The organism is Prevotella nigrescens (genome assembly GCF_031191185.1).
GTDB lineage: Bacteria > Bacteroidota > Bacteroidia > Bacteroidales > Bacteroidaceae > Prevotella > Prevotella nigrescens.
Window position 1 is genome coordinate 489,685 of record NZ_CP133465.1, and the last position, 17,164, is coordinate 506,848.

At 35.1% G+C, this 17,164-nt stretch carries 14 protein-coding genes; 5 read left to right on the top strand and 9 right to left on the bottom strand.

Annotated elements, in window-relative coordinates:
- Positions 1–76 precede the first annotated feature (76 nt).
- Positions 77–886, bottom strand: coding sequence for a DUF3108 domain-containing protein (locus RDV52_RS04160; RefSeq protein ID WP_004366916.1), 810 nt, complete (start codon positions 884–886; stop codon positions 77–79).
- A gap of 618 nt (positions 887–1,504) precedes the next feature.
- Between RDV52_RS04160 and RDV52_RS04165 the strand changes: the two genes are divergently transcribed.
- The 3 genes from RDV52_RS04165 (at position 1,505) to RDV52_RS04175 (ending at position 5,728) form a co-directional block, all read left to right on the top strand.
- Positions 1,505–3,022: a GH3 auxin-responsive promoter family protein gene (locus RDV52_RS04165; RefSeq protein WP_004366915.1), complete on the top strand. Its 1,518-nt coding sequence runs from the start codon at positions 1,505–1,507 to the stop codon at positions 3,020–3,022.
- A gap of 13 nt (positions 3,023–3,035) precedes the next feature.
- On the top strand, positions 3,036–5,033 hold the full coding sequence (locus RDV52_RS04170; RefSeq protein WP_004366914.1) for an Ig-like domain-containing protein: 1,998 nt from the start codon (positions 3,036–3,038) through the stop codon (positions 5,031–5,033).
- A gap of 308 nt (positions 5,034–5,341) precedes the next feature.
- Positions 5,342–5,728 (top strand): hypothetical protein, encoded by a 387-nt coding sequence (locus tag RDV52_RS04175; RefSeq protein ID WP_004366913.1) that lies wholly within the window; start codon positions 5,342–5,344, stop codon positions 5,726–5,728.
- Between the two features lie 351 nt (positions 5,729–6,079).
- Here the strand turns inward: RDV52_RS04175 and RDV52_RS04180 are convergent, their stop codons facing one another.
- The 5 genes from RDV52_RS04180 to RDV52_RS04200 all read right to left on the bottom strand — a co-directional run bounded on the left by RDV52_RS04180 (position 6,080) and on the right by RDV52_RS04200 (position 10,652).
- The gene (locus RDV52_RS04180; RefSeq protein WP_004362286.1) at positions 6,080–6,463 is read right to left on the bottom strand and encodes a hypothetical protein; all 384 of its coding nucleotides are present in this window, start codon (positions 6,461–6,463) and stop codon (positions 6,080–6,082) included.
- 181 nt (positions 6,464–6,644) lie between these two features.
- Positions 6,645–7,064: a PH domain-containing protein gene (locus tag RDV52_RS04185; RefSeq protein WP_004362289.1), complete on the bottom strand. Its 420-nt coding sequence runs from the start codon at positions 7,062–7,064 to the stop codon at positions 6,645–6,647.
- Between the two features lie 252 nt (positions 7,065–7,316).
- The gene (locus tag RDV52_RS04190; RefSeq protein ID WP_004366912.1) at positions 7,317–8,450 is read right to left on the bottom strand and encodes an AAA family ATPase; all 1,134 of its coding nucleotides are present in this window, start codon (positions 8,448–8,450) and stop codon (positions 7,317–7,319) included.
- A 187-nt stretch (positions 8,451–8,637) separates the two neighbouring features.
- Positions 8,638–9,612, bottom strand: coding sequence for a phosphatase PAP2 family protein (locus RDV52_RS04195; RefSeq protein ID WP_004366911.1), 975 nt, complete (start codon positions 9,610–9,612; stop codon positions 8,638–8,640).
- Positions 9,613–9,641: 29 nt separating this feature from the next.
- The gene (locus RDV52_RS04200; RefSeq protein WP_004366910.1) at positions 9,642–10,652 is read right to left on the bottom strand and encodes an NAD-dependent epimerase/dehydratase family protein; all 1,011 of its coding nucleotides are present in this window, start codon (positions 10,650–10,652) and stop codon (positions 9,642–9,644) included.
- Positions 10,653–10,727: 75 nt separating this feature from the next.
- Between RDV52_RS04200 and rnr the strand changes: the two genes are divergently transcribed.
- Entirely contained in the window at positions 10,728–12,998 is a 2,271-nt protein-coding gene (gene rnr / locus RDV52_RS04205) for a ribonuclease R (RefSeq protein WP_040556914.1), read from the top strand.
- A gap of 13 nt (positions 12,999–13,011) precedes the next feature.
- Positions 13,012–13,818 carry a hypothetical protein gene (locus RDV52_RS04210; protein WP_004366908.1) on the top strand — a complete coding sequence of 269 codons (807 nt, stop codon included), beginning with the start codon at positions 13,012–13,014 and terminating at the stop codon, positions 13,816–13,818.
- Positions 13,819–14,126: 308 nt separating this feature from the next.
- Here RDV52_RS04210 and RDV52_RS04215 read toward each other — a convergent pair whose 3' ends face one another.
- From RDV52_RS04215 to RDV52_RS04220, 3 genes are read right to left on the bottom strand one after another with little or no spacing between them, the layout of a single operon-like run.
- Positions 14,127–14,609 (bottom strand): hypothetical protein, encoded by a 483-nt coding sequence (locus RDV52_RS04215; RefSeq protein WP_004366907.1) that lies wholly within the window; start codon positions 14,607–14,609, stop codon positions 14,127–14,129.
- Positions 14,566–14,751, bottom strand: coding sequence for a cysteine peptidase family C39 domain-containing protein (locus RDV52_RS11195; protein WP_081470691.1), 186 nt, complete (start codon positions 14,749–14,751; stop codon positions 14,566–14,568). Before RDV52_RS11195 ends, RDV52_RS04215 begins: the two co-directional genes overlap by 44 nt.
- Complete coding sequence (locus tag RDV52_RS04220) at positions 14,699–17,011, bottom strand: outer membrane beta-barrel protein (protein WP_004366906.1); 2,313 nt, start codon at positions 17,009–17,011, stop codon at positions 14,699–14,701. The genes RDV52_RS11195 and RDV52_RS04220 overlap by 53 nt, the downstream gene beginning before the upstream one ends.
- Positions 17,012–17,164: the final 153 nt, after the last annotated feature.

A 17,164-nucleotide genomic window follows, 5' to 3' on the forward strand; every position in this document is an offset into this window, starting at 1 on the left:
AAAGATAACTATAATATAAAAAGGTCGAAAATAATTTTCGACCACTTCTGTTATTCTTTTCGACGAAAAAGTATTTTCAATTCACTTGCGATGCTATTTTGTGGCGTATTCCCTTCATCGATGTAAGATAAGCTTTGGCAGAACCAAACTTTAAGTTCATATCCAAACGAACAGGAATATGGTTGTCGTCGTCAGTAACAAAGAAATTGGCAATATTGCGCCACTTGCTATCCTCCTTTTCATAATAGGAAAGCGACAGGCAACGATATTTTTTATCATTATCTGCCTTTATGTTTTTCTTGCCATTGTATATTATACGTGCCGGCAACAGACTTTTACCACTTACCAATGGGAAGTTTACAACAAACCCTTTCTTCCAGCTCGTAGGATTAAAGCTGCGTGCCCGAAGGAATATACTCATCATATCGTAAACGCATTCTGTTTGCGAACTGGTCTTCCAATGCTTTTCTCCGTCGCCATCTATACGATGTTGTTTTATTTCTACTTTACCTTTCGGATAAGAATAGAACACTTCATCTACCGTATATCGCTTGCCTTCCTTTGCGCCCTTACGATAATAAAGCGGTGCCAAGTCCTTTGTGTTGTAACAAAGCAGCGTGTCTCGCATTACGAAAAACTTGTCGAGCTTTCCGTTTCCTCGCGTTGTCAGCGAAGCACGATAGGCTGGTGTTCCCTTGTAAGTAGAGGAAACAGTGTACCAAGAAGCTGTTCCCACTTTAACCCAAACAAACTTCCAGTTAAAATAAAGATTGTAGTTTAAAAATTCACCACTATTAAAAGCAGTGTTGCGAAACGAACATTGTGCCGAAGCCAGTAAAGAAAACAACAGCAAAACAGACACTGCATAAAACTTAAATCTTCTCATCTTATTAACAATTTTCCTTGTTAGTTACATTATTCTCTTATTTATTCTTTTAAAAAGAAAAAAAGAAAGAGTAGTATGATATGGTGTGGATAGTGTTTATAAGTTTTCAATCAATCTCTTGCATATTTGGTTATTAAGCCGTGAATGAAAGTTATCCACACTCCAATACTTTGCTTTCTTATTGATATTCAACTATAATATAAAGTTATCCACATTTCAACTTCACCTTGCAAAGATAGTAAGTTAATATCTTTTATGCGGTAAAAGCTGTGTAAAACTTCTATAAAATCCTATTAACAACTCAGCAGTTATGCCCAATATCTTTTCCATTTGCTGTGCGTTGTTCATAAACCAATAGTTATTCTGAAGTTATTATATGAGTTATCTACACAGTTATCCACAGTTGTTATAAGCATATTTAAACTTTTATTCTCACTCAAAAAGAATCAATTATAAGTTTGAGAATTTCTTATTAAAAAAAATATTTTTTTAATTACAAATTTTGAAATTATAATTATAATTTTCAGAGAGAATATCTATAACTGAATAAAATAGCTAAAAAGCAGGGCTATTCAGTAATTTTGCAGTACTTTTGCAATTTAAACAACAGGATTAGAAATGAATTTAACAAGCATAGTAAATAAGTTGTACTTTCAACCTCGCAGACGCGAATTGGAACGTTATATTAATGAAGGCGAGGAAATGCAACACGAAATATTACAATACTTGGTTAAGCGTGGCAAAGATACTGAATACGGTAGAAAATATTTGTTTTCTACAATAAACAATTATAACGATTTTGCACAGAATATACCTCTTAATACTTACGAAGAATTAAAAGGATATATAGATCGAATGAGGCATGGAGAACGAAATATATTATGGCCGGGACAAGTAAAATGGTATGCAAAGTCGTCGGGAACTACTAATGATAAAAGTAAGTTTATTCCAATTACGCACGAAGGTTTGCAAAATGTGCATTATCAAGGCGGAAAAGATGTTCTGGCTTACTATTTAAGCAACAACCCTGACAGTAAACTTTTCAGCGGAAAAGGACTTATTCTCGGTGGAAGTCATTCGCCAAATTATAATCTTTCAAATTCGCTTGTTGGCGATTTAAGTGCCATTCTTATAGAAAATATAAATCCATTAGCCAATCTTGTTCGTGTACCTTCTAAAGAAGTTGCATTGCTAAGCGATTTTGAAGTAAAGCGAGATAAAATAGCTCGCGAAGTGCTTTCGCAAAATGTAACCAATATTTCGGGTGTTCCATCGTGGATGTTGTCAGTTTTGGTACGTGTAATGGAACTGTCCGGAAAGAAACATTTGCAAGAAGTATGGCCCAATTTGGAAGTTTTCTTCCATGGAGGCATAGCGTTTACGCCTTATCGTGAACAATACGAACAGCTTATCACAAAGCAAGATATGCACTATATGGAAATATACAATGCTTCGGAGGGCTTCTTTGGAATACAAGACGATCCGAACGACAAGAGTATGTTGCTAATGTTAGATTATGGCGTGTACTACGAATTTTTACCAATGGACGAGTTTGAAAATGAAAAGCCAAATATTGTTCCATTAGAGGGGGTAGAAGTAGGGCGCAATTACGCAATGATTATCAGCACAGTTTGTGGATTGTGGCGTTACGAAATAGGCGATACAATTCAGTTTACATCTGTTCGTCCCTACAAGTTTGTTATTACAGGTCGTACAAAATATTTTATCAATGCTTTCGGCGAAGAACTTATCATGGACAATGCCGAAAAAGGAATAGAAGCTGCCTGCAAAGCTACTGGTGCGCAGATATCCGATTATACAGCAGCTCCTATTTTTATGGATTCGAATGCCAAATGTCGCCATCAATGGTTAATAGAGTTCACGAAGATGCCTGACAGCATAAGCGATTTCGAACGCATATTAGACAGCAAGTTGCAGGAAATAAATTCCGACTACGAGGCAAAACGCTTTCACGATGTAACTTTGCAACAATTGGAAGTAGTAGTAGCACGGAAAGATTTGTTTAACGATTGGTTAAAATCGAAGGGTAAACTTGGTGGTCAGCACAAAATTCCACGACTATCGAACAGTCGTAAGAATATAGACGAGATGTTGGCAATGAACATAAATCAATAAGATTACTAAAGTTATGAACATACAAAGCATAAAGAAAAAAAGTTGGAAAGCAGGAATATTCAGTCTACTTTTACTAACCGTATTTTCGTGTGCAAGAATGGGAAGTCCTGACGGTGGTTGGTACGACGAAACACCGCCAAAAATACTTGGAACATCGCCTGCAAATGGTTCTGACGATGTAAATAGTAAGAAAGTTACCATTCTGTTTAATGAGTTTGTAACACTCGACAATCCAACCGAAAAGGTTGTTGTATCGCCACCACAATTAGAAGCACCTGAAGTAAAGGTAAATGGAAAGCGAATTACAGTGGCTTTGCAAGACACTTTAAAGCCAAACACAACTTACACCATAGATTTTTCTGACGCCATTGCCGATAATAATGAGGGAAATCCATTAGGCAATTACACTTATTCGTTCTCTACGGGCAACCATATAGACACGATGGAAGTGGCAGGATATGTGTTGGAAGCACAAAACTTAGAGCCAATAAAAGGTATATTGGTGGGACTTTACCGTAATCTTAACGATACAGCTTTCCAACACGAACCTATGATGCGCATTGCTCGTACCGATGGAAACGGACACTTTGTGATAAAAGGTGTAGCAAAAGGCGATTATCGCATCTATGCCTTACAAGACATGGACGGCAATTACAAGTTTAATCAGGCGAGCGAAAAAATAGCATTTACCCCAGAAATTATAATGCCTTCGTTTAAACCCGATGTACGACAAGACACTATTTGGCGCGATTCGCTCCATATTAACGATATAAAACAAGTGCCTTATACACACTTTCTGCCCGACGATGTGGTACTTTCAGCCTTTATCCAAATACAAACCAACCGATATTTTTTAAAGGCAGAACGCAAAGAACCCGACCATTTCACCTTGTTTTATAGTTACGGCAATGCCGAATTGCCCGAAATAAAAGGTCTGAACTTTAACGAAAAGAACGCTTTTATAGTAGAACCCAGTTTAAATCAAGACACAATAACCTACTGGCTTCGCGATACAACGCTCGTAAATCAAGATACATTGCACATGCAAGTATCTTATTTGGCAAGCGATTCGTTAGGAAAATTGGTAAGACAAACCGACACATTAGAAGTCTTGTCGAAAGTTCCTTATGAAAAGCGTTTGAAACAATACAAGGAAGAATACGACAAATGGAAAAAACAACAAGAGAAAAATAAAAAGAAAGGCGAACCTTATCAGACGGAATACCCCACGACACCATTAGAAGTAAGAATAAAAAACGGAACACAAATAGCACCCGACGAAAATCCAACCTTTATTTTACCGTCGCCAGTAGCTGTTTGCGACACGTCTAAAATACATCTTTACGAAAAGGTAGATACACTTTGGCAACGTGCTAAATATCAGTTTGGCAGTGTTCCTGGTATTCCTCGGCAATATAAAATTGTGGGCGCATGGAATCCAGGGCACGAGTACAGTCTCGAATTAGATTCTGCCACCTTTATTGATATATATGGCAAGGCATCACGAAAGATAAAACAGAGCATAAAAGTGAGTTCGCTCGACGAATTTAGTACACTAATTGTGTCGCTTCAACGAATGGAAGGCAAAAACTGTTTGCTGCAACTGCTCAACGAAAGCGATAAACCCATAAAAGAAGTAGTAGCAAAAAACAACGAAGCTACTTTCTATTATGTAAAACCAGGCACATTCTATCTGCGCCTAATAGTAGACGAGAACGATAATGGCGTTTGGGACACCGGACTTTACAATACTCGACAGCCCGAAGCTGTTTACTATTACACAAAAGAAATAGATTGTAAAGCCAAACGCGATGTGAGAATAACGTGGAATCCACGCCAAACTCCACTTTATTTGCAGAAACCGGCAAAGATAACCAAACAGAAAGCTGACGAGAAACAAAAAATAAAACGTCGAAACTACGAACGCGCCAAGAAACTCGGCTTAGAATATAACCCGAAAAGTGGTGTAGCTGAGAAAGTAAAGAAAAGTAAAAAGGCTCATCGTAAATAACACTTCCAGACGCTGTTATTGAAGAAAATAAAAAACGTAATTATGTTCTGCAAAAACATAATTACGTTTAAGTTAGAAATATAATGTTTGGCATAGAAAAATATCACCCTCAGAGAAGAGTATTTAATCTATGAGCAAAGATACTCAATTTATACTTCCACACGCTTGATATTCCAATAAAAAACACTATATTTGCATTGTGTTTCTTCGGAAACACAAGACATTGTTGGAAAGAAAGAGCATCATCCAATGACTTGGACATTGTAGATTTTGAACAATCATCATATAATTATTAAAATAACAAACTTATGAAGAAAATCTTTATTACCTTATTATTTTTCTTTTGTGTAATTGTATCCTTTGCGCAAAGTGAAAGTGTTAAACCTACATATGGGGTTGTATTAGACAGAGAAGTGGCGATTGCCACAATAGAAAAAGAGAAATACGAAGATGTAATAGTCGAATTAAATTCTGCAGATCTTGGAGATTTTTTTACGGGAGTGAAGATAATTATAACAGATACCAAAACAGGAAAAAAAATATATAAAAAACGTTTTTCAAACTCTTATCTTTATGCTTTTTCTGATGGTACTATTCAGGTGGGTAAAGGAAATGCGTTAACTCAACTCACTCTTTACAAATCCAAAGAGTATGGTGTCTGGTTAATGAAAGTAAGAGAAAAAGGAATCTACTAAATGAAAAATTATGTATCCTCACGATAATGTTTTCAATATTTATTATAACATAAGCAAGTGAACTACATTCTTAGTTAAAAGATGTGAGTTAGGCTTGGCTAAGTCATCAATTGAAGAAAGGCATATAGACCCTTTTTAGAGAGAGGGTAAAGCCGCATAGTAAATACAGAGTAAGTGTTTTGTAAATGGTAAAACTGATAATAGATAATATAAACATGAATTAGTCCAGCAAGTAATACTTTCAGATACGATTATAATAAAAAACGTAATTATGTTCTGCAAAAACATAATTACGTTTTTTAATTTGGTAATTAAATATTCTTATTCTTTAATTTTATATTTGGAAGAAGCTTAAGTTCCTTTTTGTTTAGTATCTTTAGAACTTTGTTCTAAATAGATATTTCCTAAGTCCAAAAAAATTATAACTATCCAAAAATTTAGTAGTTCACCTTTATATATATAGTATATAACTAACCCTAACAATGAAGCTAAAAGATATCCATAAGATATTTTCCCTTCGTTTATAAGATTATTCTTTATTGGTATCTTTTTTATGAATATACCTAATATAAAGCCAATGAAAATTAAAAAGACTATACTTGCTGATACTGCCAAAAGATACCAATATATATTAGACGAACTTAATATAGGTTCAAAAGCAAATAAAAGAATGAAAAATAGTATTCCTTTATTAATCCATTGCATTCTATTTAGTTTCTTATTTAATAGCTTCATCTTTTTCTATTTGATTAAGTTGAATATTTTATTTTTCATTTGCAAAGATACAATTTTTTTTCAAACTTTTTTTTATTTGAATTGATTTATATCGCAGTCTTTTGAAAACATATAAAAATTCCCAATCATTGTAATGCTAAGAGTATACACTTTTCCTTTAATAGAAGTGTAATTTGTATTTTCATTTATCGTTACTATATACAATATTGGGATTTATAGATTGTAGATTCTTTATGAAACCATTTTTGTCTTTTGGTGAAATAATAAGAGGTGTTTTTTGTTGGATGAAATATATTGCTATTCGATCTAGCGAGGCTGCCGGTGCAGCAAGAATAGAATTTGTGTCTTTTATTTTTCTTATTTGATTTATGTCATAATTGGTGGTTGATAACATACCGCATTTAACAGAGAGGATGTTATTATGGATAGTATAGCGGATATCAAAAAGAGAGAAAAGAGCAAAAAAGAGAATTAATGCTACAATTGTTACTACAATCCACGAAAAATCGTATACTAATACGGGTATTATAGGAATTACAGTGAATCCTATAATGGCACATATTAGCCAAATTGCAATTTTTGTTTTATAAACTTTTTCCATCCCGTTCAATAATTATATGGTCATATTAAATCAATCTGCATTTTTTGTTAGTTGATAACATGGTTATTTTTTTGTATTTTTACAGTCTTGACCGTTCAGACACTCCAGCATTACTTTCATTATATCTATTTTTCTGTAAGTTAAATTCATATGAAACGGTGTTTCCCGGAAGCATATTCTAATGGAGAATAATATTCTACGTTAGATCTAAGTTCTTGATAGTTTGGTCTACGTATTTTCTTTATTTTATAGCTAAAGCATTATTTTTCTTTTTAGCCATTTTGCAAAAATAGGGTCGGTTATAACCAATCCTGTGTTTTGTTTTTCTATTAAGTCGCGTTCTAAGAGAGCTGTTTTCAGTCGAGTTATATTCGAATAGCTGCCTAAGTTATATTCTTCTCGCACTTCAGAAAGTCCGAAATCTTTTTTAATTCCCAATGCTATTGCACGTAGGAAATTTAATTGAAATTCAGATAATGGTTCAATCATCTGCATAAAAAGAATATCGTTTGTAGCCAATAAGTCGTTTTTGGCTTGTCTTACATCGTCTTCAGTTACAGTTTCTCCTTCTTCTTTTAATGTAAAGACCAACCAAGCGAGTTGTTGTACGTAGGCAGAATAATTCTCGGTAAATTTGCAAATTTCTTCTGCCAAAGCGTGGCTAATGGTTCTTTTTCCATCGGCAAAATGCGAAACAATATATTCAACCCAATCTTCTGTTGCTATTTTGTTTAACGAAATAGTATCGCCAAACTGGAAAAAAGGCATACTTCTATGGAGAAATATAGTGCTCATTAAGTGGTGTTTACTTCCAAAAAGACAATAAGATACGTGTTTTTGGTGTTGCCAAACAGTTCTTAAACGTGCCTGAATTTGTTTGCTATTGGACATTTCTCCTATTTGCTGAAACTCGTCTATGCATATAACAATGCGTTTTTTTCGTTTTATAGCAATTGTTTCAGCCATCTGTAAAACCTCTTCTGGCGTGTGTGTTTTTGGAGTAATACCTAAAGAAATGGAAAAATCGGAATTAGGTTCAGGACTAAAAGATATTTTAGGAGTGAGACGGTAAAGAAACTCTTTTGCTTCTTCAAACCATAATTCGCTTTTAGAAGCAGTTTGTTTTAATACCTCTGCGGTTAATTTATTGTAGAAATCGTATTCGCTTTTGCAACCAAATATGTCTAAATAAACTGTAATTATATCTTTATTGTCGAGCTTATTACATACGTGTTTCACTAAAGATGTTTTTCCTAATCGTCTTGGCGACATTAGAATTACGTTTATTCCACCTTTAAAATTATCTAAAAGCCGCTTTGTTTCTCGTTCTCTTCCTATGAAGTTATAGTCGGAGACAGCTACTCCATAAACAAATTTCTTGCACATAATTTAATGCTTTAATTCATCTTACAAGTGCAAATATAATAAGAAAAAAGTAATAACACAAGTATGTATCACACAAATTTGTGTGATACATACTTGTGTTATTATAAATAAACTAAAATATAGGTGGTTGTAATGTGCTTGATAGATATTAATGCTTTACTATATAACATAGTAAGACACTGTGTTTTTATCGTCCTTTTTTTACCATTCTTTTTGAAAAATAGAAGAGTGTAAGGTAAACTAAAATAGCCGAAATAACACCTGCGATAGCATCTATAAGATAGTGTGCTTGAATATAAACAGTGGCACAACAAAGGAAAAAATAAAATGGGGCAAGCACCATAAGTAATTTGTAATTTCGTGTATGCCATACTAAAAACATACATATAGTACTTATTCCTACATGCGAACTTGGGAAGGCAGCTGTAGGACGTTCTCCTGCAGCTTTAGCATCTTCTACTAAATTATAAAAGAAACCATTGGTGAAACCAGGGCTGGGCAAGCAGTCTTTATGCAAATTAAAATAATCGTGTACGTTCGGGAATATACCCGCTGCAATAGTTTTTAAGCCAACTGCCTTATAATAGAATGTAGGACCAGCCACTGGAACAAAAATAAATACTACATAATAGATAAAAAATGAAGCCAATAATATGAAACTTACTCGTTCAAATTCTTTGTAGCGCCATATAAAATAATAGAACACAGTGAGTGCAATCATTGGATAATAAGCTGCATATCCCATATCGAAAAGTTCGCTGAAAAAGGCATCTGGTAATTCTTTAGAGAATAATAGTGCTGGCTGACAGCTAAATATATTTTGTTCCCATTGTGCAAACACATGGTCGAGGTTAGGTAAAAGTCTATTAAACTCGTAAGTATCGGGATACCACCATGCAAGTAATCCTAATTGGGCGGATACTCTTGCTAAACGAGTAAACTTACAAGGGAAAATTCTATATACCAACCATAAGGCAGCCGTCATGGCAATGATGCGTAATCTGCCGTAAATCATGGTTTGGGGAGCTTCCATTTTTGTGTAAAAGAACATTATTAACACGAAAGTGAAAAGCATATATGCTGCTGCTGCCCATTCTATTGGCAATAATCCTTTTAAAGGTTTCTTCTCTATTTTAAAAAGATCGAGTACAAATTTTACCATTTTATTTCTACTATCAGTTATCCTTATTTTTAAATCCAGCCATTATTTTTATACCAATCCATTGTTTCTTTTACGCCTCGCTCTAAGTTATATTCTGGTTTATAGCCAAGTTCTTTTACAATGGGTTGTATGTTGCATCGCCAATTTCGTTGTTTCAAAATTTGATATTTATCGTTGTTCAGCGGCGAAAGCTTGCCCGTTATGCGTCCTAAGATATCGCCAAAGAAAGTAACAATACGCAACAAAGCAATAGGGGCTTTGATTCTTATCCACCAAGGGTTGCCCAATTCTGTGTGAATAAGATTGCTGAATGTGGTGCTTTGATATACTTCTCCATCGGTAAGAAAATAAGCTCTTCCAGTTTTAGCCTTATCAATTGCAAGAAAAACAGCCTGGACAAGGTCTTTTACATAAATAAAAGTAATGTCTTGACGCTGAAAACCCACCGAAAAGTCTATATGCCCTTTTATGGATTTAGCCATTAAAAAGTAGTCTTTTTCTCTTGGTCCGTACACACCCGTAGGACGAAGAATAACGTAAGGCAATGTTTTTCCATTGTAAACAGTGTTTGCCAAAACTTTTTCTGCCTTTAGTTTACTCTCTCCGTAAGCTGTGTTTGGTCGAGGAATATCGGTTTCGTCAATATCTTTATAAGGAAGTTGTTCGTGAATAGCACCATAAACGCTGAGGCTCGATATAAAAACAAAGCGTTCTATGGGCATATTCAGCGCTAAAAGTGCATTAACAAAATGTTGCGTTCCTTGTGTGTTTATGCGGAAAAAATCGTCTCTCTTTGTACATTTTGTGGCTCCCGCAGCATGAACAACATAATTAAAGCTGTAAGATTGTAGCTGCTTTTTAAGTTTTTCTTCCGAAGAAAAGTCGAGTTCTATAAAGTGAATGCGCTCGTCTTGCAAGTATTTTTTCGACGAAGTTGCACGGATTGCCGCCCAAACTTCCATATCGTGGCGCAATGCTTCTGCTACGATAAACGAGCCAATGAAGCCCGAAGCTCCTGTTATTAATATTCTTTTTTTCATTAAAATACTGTGAAACGCTTGCAAAGGTACGAACTTTTTCGTTACTTTGTAAACACAATCAAAGCGCAAATAACAATGGGAAAGGAAAAAAAGAGTAGAAAACGATTGACTAAGGTAGAATTAGCAGAGAAGATTAGAGGTTTCTTTCAGACACAACCAGACAATACTTTTAGCCTAAAACAAATATTCAAAGCATTAAAACTAACCACGCATCCGCTAAAAATGCTTGCTATCGATGTGATGGAAGAAATGGCGTGGGACGATTTTCTTGCTAAAGTTGGCGAAAATGCTTATACACTTAACACCAAAGGACAGGTACAAGAAGGTGTTTTTGTAAGAAAATCGAACGGAAAAAACTCTTTCCTTCCCGACGATGGTGGTACTCCCATTTTTATTTCTGAACGCAATTCTATGTCGGCTCTTAATGGAGACAGGGTGAAAGTGCAGTACTTTGCGCGCCGTCGTAATCATATTAAAGAAGGAATGGTTATTGAAATTCTGCAGCGGAAGAAGGAAACATTTGTAGGACGTTTGCAAGTAGAACCCGAAATAGCATTCCTTATTACGCAAGAAAACCTTTTTGTTCACGATATTCTTATTCCGAAGAAGGCTTTGAATGGTGGTAAAACTGGTGACAGAGCAGTAGTAAAAATAACAAAGTGGCCAGATGCTGCCCATAAAAATCTTGTAGGAGAGGTGATTGACATACTCGGACAGGCAGGAAATAACGATGTAGAAATGAATACTATTCTTGCGCAATATGGTCTGCCTTATAAATATCCGAAGAAAGTCGAGGAAGCGGCAGAGAGAATTAATGCCGAAATTACTGCGCAAGATATTGCCGAACGCGAAGATTTTCGCAAAGTCTGGACTTGTACTATTGATCCTAAAGATGCAAAAGACTTTGACGATGCTCTTTCCATACGTAAGCTGGAAAATGGTTTATGGGAAGTGGGCGTACATATTGCCGATGTTTCCCACTATGTTAAAGAGAACGATATAATTGACAAGGAAGCACAAAAGCGTGCTACATCTATTTACCTTGTAGACAGAACTATTCCAATGCTGCCCGAAAGGTTGTGTAATTTTGTTTGTTCCTTGCGCCCTGACGAAGAAAAATTAGCATACAGCGCAATCTTCCAATTAGACGATAATGCCGAAGTTAAACATTTCCATATTGCACATACTGTTATAAAAAGTAATCGTAGATATGCTTACGAAGAGGTGCAACAACTATTGGAAGACAATGGAGTGATAGACGGAACTGGTGAACCTGCACCAGAAAAACAAGAATATAAAGGCGAATTTGCCGATAAACTTATAATGCTCGACCGTTTGGCAAAACGACTTCGTGCCGAAAGAATAAAGAAAGGCAGTGTAAAGTTCGACTCGGAAGAGTTGCATTTTGATATAGATGAGCATGGAAAACCCCTTCGCTGTTACTTTAAACGCTCAAAAGATGCCAACAAACTCATAGAAGAGTTTATGTTGCTTGCCAATAAATATGTTGCAGAACACGTAGGAAAAGTAGCACGCGGCAAGAAAGCAAAGACATTGCCCTATCGTGTTCACGATAATCCTGACCCACAAAAGTTTGAAAACCTCAGACAGTTCTCTGCAAAGTTCGGATATAAACTGAAATCGTCAGGTACGAAAGGAGCAACGGCACGAGCCTTGAATGCCTTAATGGACGAGATAGAAGGCAAGAACGAGCAGAAAGTCATTCAAACTGTGGCTTTGCGCTCTATGATGAAGGCGAAATATACTACACACAACATAGGACACTTCGGACTTGCCTTCGATTATTATACTCATTTTACATCACCCATACGTCGTTATCCCGATACTATTGTGCACCGTTTACTTACTCGATATGAAAATGGAGGACGTTCGGCTAATAAAGAACATATAGAAGAGCTTTGCGAACACAGTTCTGACATGGAACAAGTGGCACAGAATGCAGAACGCGATTCTATTAAATATAAAATGGTGGAATTTATGGGCGAACATCTTGGCGAATGTTATGATGCGCACATAAGTGGTATTCAGAGTTATGGAATTTATGCTGAGATTGACGAAAATCATTGTGAAGGAATGATACCAATGCGCGACCTTGACGACGATTATTACGACTTTGACGAGAAGAATTATTGTCTTGTCGGGCGTCGTCATCATCATAAATATCAGTTAGGAGATCCTATCCGCATACAAGTTGCAAATGCAAATTTAGAACGAAAGCAACTCGACTTCACTTTAGATGAAGATAAAAGTAGAAAAGTTTCGCAAAAGGTTTCTACAAAAACAAAAGCAGGAAAAACTGTAAAGGCACGCAAAAAGCACCGATAGAAACATTTGAAAAATGAAACAAATAGGAATATTGCTCGCTTTCTTGCTTACAACCATTGTAGCACAATCGCACGAACAACAATATATAAGGTTGAAAGGATACTACCGTGTATATCAGTCTACAAATTTTATGCTTAGCTATTTCGTAGATGGTATGATGGAATTGTATGTTCCATTAGATACAACTTCGAAAAAAACAACTTTCGTAGACCGAAAATTTCTTGGCGAAAGGCGCAGAAAAGCCAAACAAGCTAATGGAGACGAAACTTTTGTTCGTATAAATATGCCTGCATTAGAGTCTACACCTCTTATAGAAAGCATTAAAAGCGAAGAATATTCCACCCGAAACAATGGCGACGTTTACCGATGGGCTGACAAATGCGGTACAATTTCAAAGCATAAGTTTCCTAATCAAAAAATAGCAACTACTGGAATAACCATTAACATGGATAATTTGATGGGACAAGAAAACCATGAAATTGAAATGAACCAACTAAAAATGTATGGTATCATAGCACGTATGACGCAATTTGATGAACAAGAAACTTACGTAGAACATGCAGGAACCTATACATTAAAAGATTTATATTCGGCACATAAACACCAAACTTTTATGGCACATTATAGGGGAGAAGATACAGACGAACAAATAGATGTATGGTCGGACTTGTTTATTACCGATAGAGCTATCATTTCGGAAAGTGAAATGAAAAAAATAAAGAAAGAAAAACCTCGCACACTTACTTTTGAGATACCATCTTCAGTACCACAATTAGACAATAATATTCTGCAAGCATGGTTACAAATGGTAGAATATTAAAAGTATACGCTCTAAACTATTCCTAAATTATTATCTCTTTCGGCGTAATAGACATTTGGTAGAGTGGTTATTCCAGCCTACTTTTCAAAAAAACGTCCGTACATTCTTAGAAAAAAGTACGGACGTTTTTTGAGACATTTCGCTGTTTTTGTATATCGCTAATTACCAACCACTTACAAATGTACAAAAAAACGGCTGAAAACAGTTCAAAATATAGGCCTATACGCCAAATCTACGGCAAACCTGATAGATATCTGAAACGAAAGTAACCAACTTTTTTGACAGACTTTTCTAAGCATCTGAGGTATCTACCATAATCTGCCAAGCATTTTTTGCAGTAGATTGCCCGATGAGTGTACTATTTGAAAGTCTAAAGTTTGGTTTTCTACCGATTTTATTTCTGATGACTTGAAACGACAGAGGATTTCTTGACGATCCAAAGTATCACGAACTGAGGAAAGATTTTGTATTTGTCCAGTAAATGTACCATTAGGTAATTGCAGACAGAGCATTTGTTCAGTTATATTGCCAGGACGTTTGTTATCGAATTTGACAAAAATAGCTATATCTACACTATCGGCTGCTGTATTTGTTATTCTATGAATGGTTGCTGTTCCTGAATAAACCTGCTTGTAGGGCAAGAAATAACCCACAACAAAGAGACAAAGCAACACAGCCCCAATGGCGGTGATGCCGTAGCGAATAAGTGAAGAGGGTATTTGCCCCACAATGCTGCGTACTTTTTCGCTACGAAGTTCGTAACTGCGTTCTTGTTTCTTCTCTTCTTCCATAATGTTCTGCAATCATTGCCAAACAAGATGGACCACAATCCATTGCATTACGTTGTCTGATTATCTTCATTCGTATCTGCAATAAGTTTTTAAAGACGCTGAATTTCACTATTAGTTGTATTGCCTTTATATCTCTTACCATTGATAATGTTAGGTAAGTTATATGAAACTTGTATTGTGAATGTACGGGTTTGATAGTTTCTACTATAATCCATAGATATATTGTTTCCGTAACAACCTCGTTTTGCATGTAGAGTTGAAAAAATATCTGTACATTCAAGATAGATGTTGAGACGATCTGATAGAAAAGATAAATTTAATGCCAAATCTACATTCCATGCCTGTGGAATTTTGAATAATCCATTTTCGCTTGCACTCTGATAGGAACCATTTACAAAGCACTGAATATTTTTATTTATGTTGATTGTATTGTTTGCTCTAAAAATGTATCCCTCACCTTTCTGTTTCGTAAAACCTGCAACATTCAACCATTGAGAATGATAGCTCACTCTTAATGAACTTTCTAAAATATCTCCCCAATTTATTTGCTGCCCAACCGACAATGAAAGATATTTGTTTGTTCCTGTGTTTTCTGGTCTATATAACATTATATTATCAGAATAAAGCGTAGGAACCTGAATAATTTCATCACGAATCGCTGTATAATTGAGCATCAGTGAGCTATTCAAAAACTTCCCAAGAAAAGATAATTCATGTCGTGTTTCAGGACACAAATCAGGATTACCACTTTCATACAGATAAGGAGAACTATAACTCAACCCTGCACGTAACTGGTTATAGGTGGGATATTCTGTTTTCAAAGAATAAGATAGTTGAGATTGAAAAGCTCCCTTTGTCATAGTTACAGATGCTGACGGATATAGTTTTGAAATTGAAAAGAGTTTGTTACGTCCTTTCTTTACATCATCTTCTCTATTTATAGACAATGTTTCGTGTCGAAGTCCCAAAGAAAAGGCAAAGTTAGTAATAGCATAATTCAAAGAAGCATACTCTGCATAACGATGTTGGTAAGTTTTAATGTCAAATGGGTTTAAAACAGCATGAGCACTATTAACATTATATGCTTGTAAAACAGATGTATGAGCATAGTCTGCACCCATTTGAAATTTAATAGATTCAGAAATATTATAGTTTCCTAATGCTTGGAAATAACAAAGGAAGTTACTATCTTCCGAACGTGTATCAACATCTGGTTCTACTGTATGATTGGAACTAATTGAAACCATATTCCTTGAACCAATTCCTCTGTAAATATCTGTATTGAAGAAGAACTCTATTTTTTTATTAGAATAATTATAAAACAAGTTCCCTACCCACTTATGATTTGGACTTGTTGAATGTGATTTTTGTCCATATTCCACATTATTTATATCATCAGTGTAATGTAATCCATTATCTACATCTGTAGTCCAATTGGAATGTCCATAACTCATAGAGACTCCAAAGCTATTATTTTTATTAGGCGTATAAATTAGGCTGTTACGAAACCGTAGATTTCTATATATTTGTTTTTCCGTACTATTGTAATAAACTGATGAAGTATGCTCTTTTCTCATTAGTTGTTCAATCTCAAGGTGTGCAAATGTTGGATCGTAATCATAAACTAATGAAGTTTGTAAACAAAGAGTAGGAGTATTGTACGAGAAATTTCCTTGATTCCATAATTCAGTAAGTTCACTGTGAATAATACCACTGGTTAGTTCAAAGCCCATTCCAGTATTCTTCTTTTTCGTTTTGATTTTTATTACGGCTTTAATATCAGAATTGTATATTATTCCAGGATTAGGAATTACTTCTACCGATTGAAGTTCATCCATTTTTAGTTCCTTCAGCTCTTTCAAATCTTCTATTCGTCGATTATCAATGTAGAAGACAGCTCTTCCTTTACCAACGACAACAAAACTATCACCAGATTTTTCAACAAAAGGCAATTGTGCAATATAATGACTAATATTAGGCAATTGTCTTTGCATTTGAGTGGGAGTAAACTTAATTCCGTTAGTTGTTATTTTATTCGGAGTTTTTCCAGTAATTGCTACTTCCGTTAGTTCCAAAGGCATAGATTCCATTTTAATAATTAATGAATCAGCAAAAGGAGCTTTCAGTAGCACCTTGTCATATCCAATATACTGTGCTCTAATAAGTTTAATTTTCTTTTCTGTAGATAAATGAAACTCGCCAAGACTATCAGATATAACAGTCGCAATGGGCTCTGAAGTCTCTGATGACAAAAACATATCTATATGTGCTCCAGATAAAGTATTTCCTTTATCGTCAATGACTTTTCCAGATAGTGAAGAATTGGATTGAGCAAAACACACTCCCGAAATCCCCAAAAGGACTAATAATGTGATTATAATTTTATTTTGTAATATGATCATAGTATTTCTCTAGCATTTTATTTCTCATACCTGGTGCTTTTAAAAGGCATTGACACAGGTTAAATTGTCCTCCTTTATATTTGTTTTTTAATTGGTACCATGAACATTTCCCGTTACAAATAGGAAGATAAAAACATTTCTTACAATTAGGAT

What these genes read in the sequence shown, in the direction of transcription:
- RDV52_RS04160 (WP_004366916.1), bottom strand. Translation starts at nt 886, where the DNA reads ATGAGAAGATTTAAGTTTTATGCAGTGTCTGTTTTGCTGTTGTTTTCT.
- RDV52_RS04190 (WP_004366912.1), bottom strand. Translation starts at nt 8,450, where the DNA reads ATGTGCAAGAAATTTGTTTATGGAGTAGCTGTCTCCGACTATAACTTC.
- RDV52_RS04170 (WP_004366914.1), top strand. Translation starts at nt 3,036, where the DNA reads ATGAACATACAAAGCATAAAGAAAAAAAGTTGGAAAGCAGGAATATTC.
- RDV52_RS04200 (WP_004366910.1), bottom strand. Translation starts at nt 10,652, where the DNA reads ATGAAAAAAAGAATATTAATAACAGGAGCTTCGGGCTTCATTGGCTCG.
- rnr (WP_040556914.1), top strand. Translation starts at nt 10,728, where the DNA reads ATGGGAAAGGAAAAAAAGAGTAGAAAACGATTGACTAAGGTAGAATTA.
- RDV52_RS04210 (WP_004366908.1), top strand. Translation starts at nt 13,012, where the DNA reads ATGAAACAAATAGGAATATTGCTCGCTTTCTTGCTTACAACCATTGTA.
- RDV52_RS04175 (WP_004366913.1), top strand. Translation starts at nt 5,342, where the DNA reads ATGAAGAAAATCTTTATTACCTTATTATTTTTCTTTTGTGTAATTGTA.
- RDV52_RS04165 (WP_004366915.1), top strand. Translation starts at nt 1,505, where the DNA reads ATGAATTTAACAAGCATAGTAAATAAGTTGTACTTTCAACCTCGCAGA.
- RDV52_RS04215 (WP_004366907.1), bottom strand. Translation starts at nt 14,609, where the DNA reads ATGGAAGAAGAGAAGAAACAAGAACGCAGTTACGAACTTCGTAGCGAA.
- RDV52_RS04185 (WP_004362289.1), bottom strand. Translation starts at nt 7,064, where the DNA reads ATGGAAAAAGTTTATAAAACAAAAATTGCAATTTGGCTAATATGTGCC.
- RDV52_RS04180 (WP_004362286.1), bottom strand. Translation starts at nt 6,463, where the DNA reads ATGAAGCTATTAAATAAGAAACTAAATAGAATGCAATGGATTAATAAA.
- RDV52_RS11195 (WP_081470691.1), bottom strand. Translation starts at nt 14,751, where the DNA reads ATGGTAAGAGATATAAAGGCAATACAACTAATAGTGAAATTCAGCGTC.
- RDV52_RS04220 (WP_004366906.1), bottom strand. Translation starts at nt 17,011, where the DNA reads ATGATCATATTACAAAATAAAATTATAATCACATTATTAGTCCTTTTG.
- RDV52_RS04195 (WP_004366911.1), bottom strand. Translation starts at nt 9,612, where the DNA reads ATGGTAAAATTTGTACTCGATCTTTTTAAAATAGAGAAGAAACCTTTA.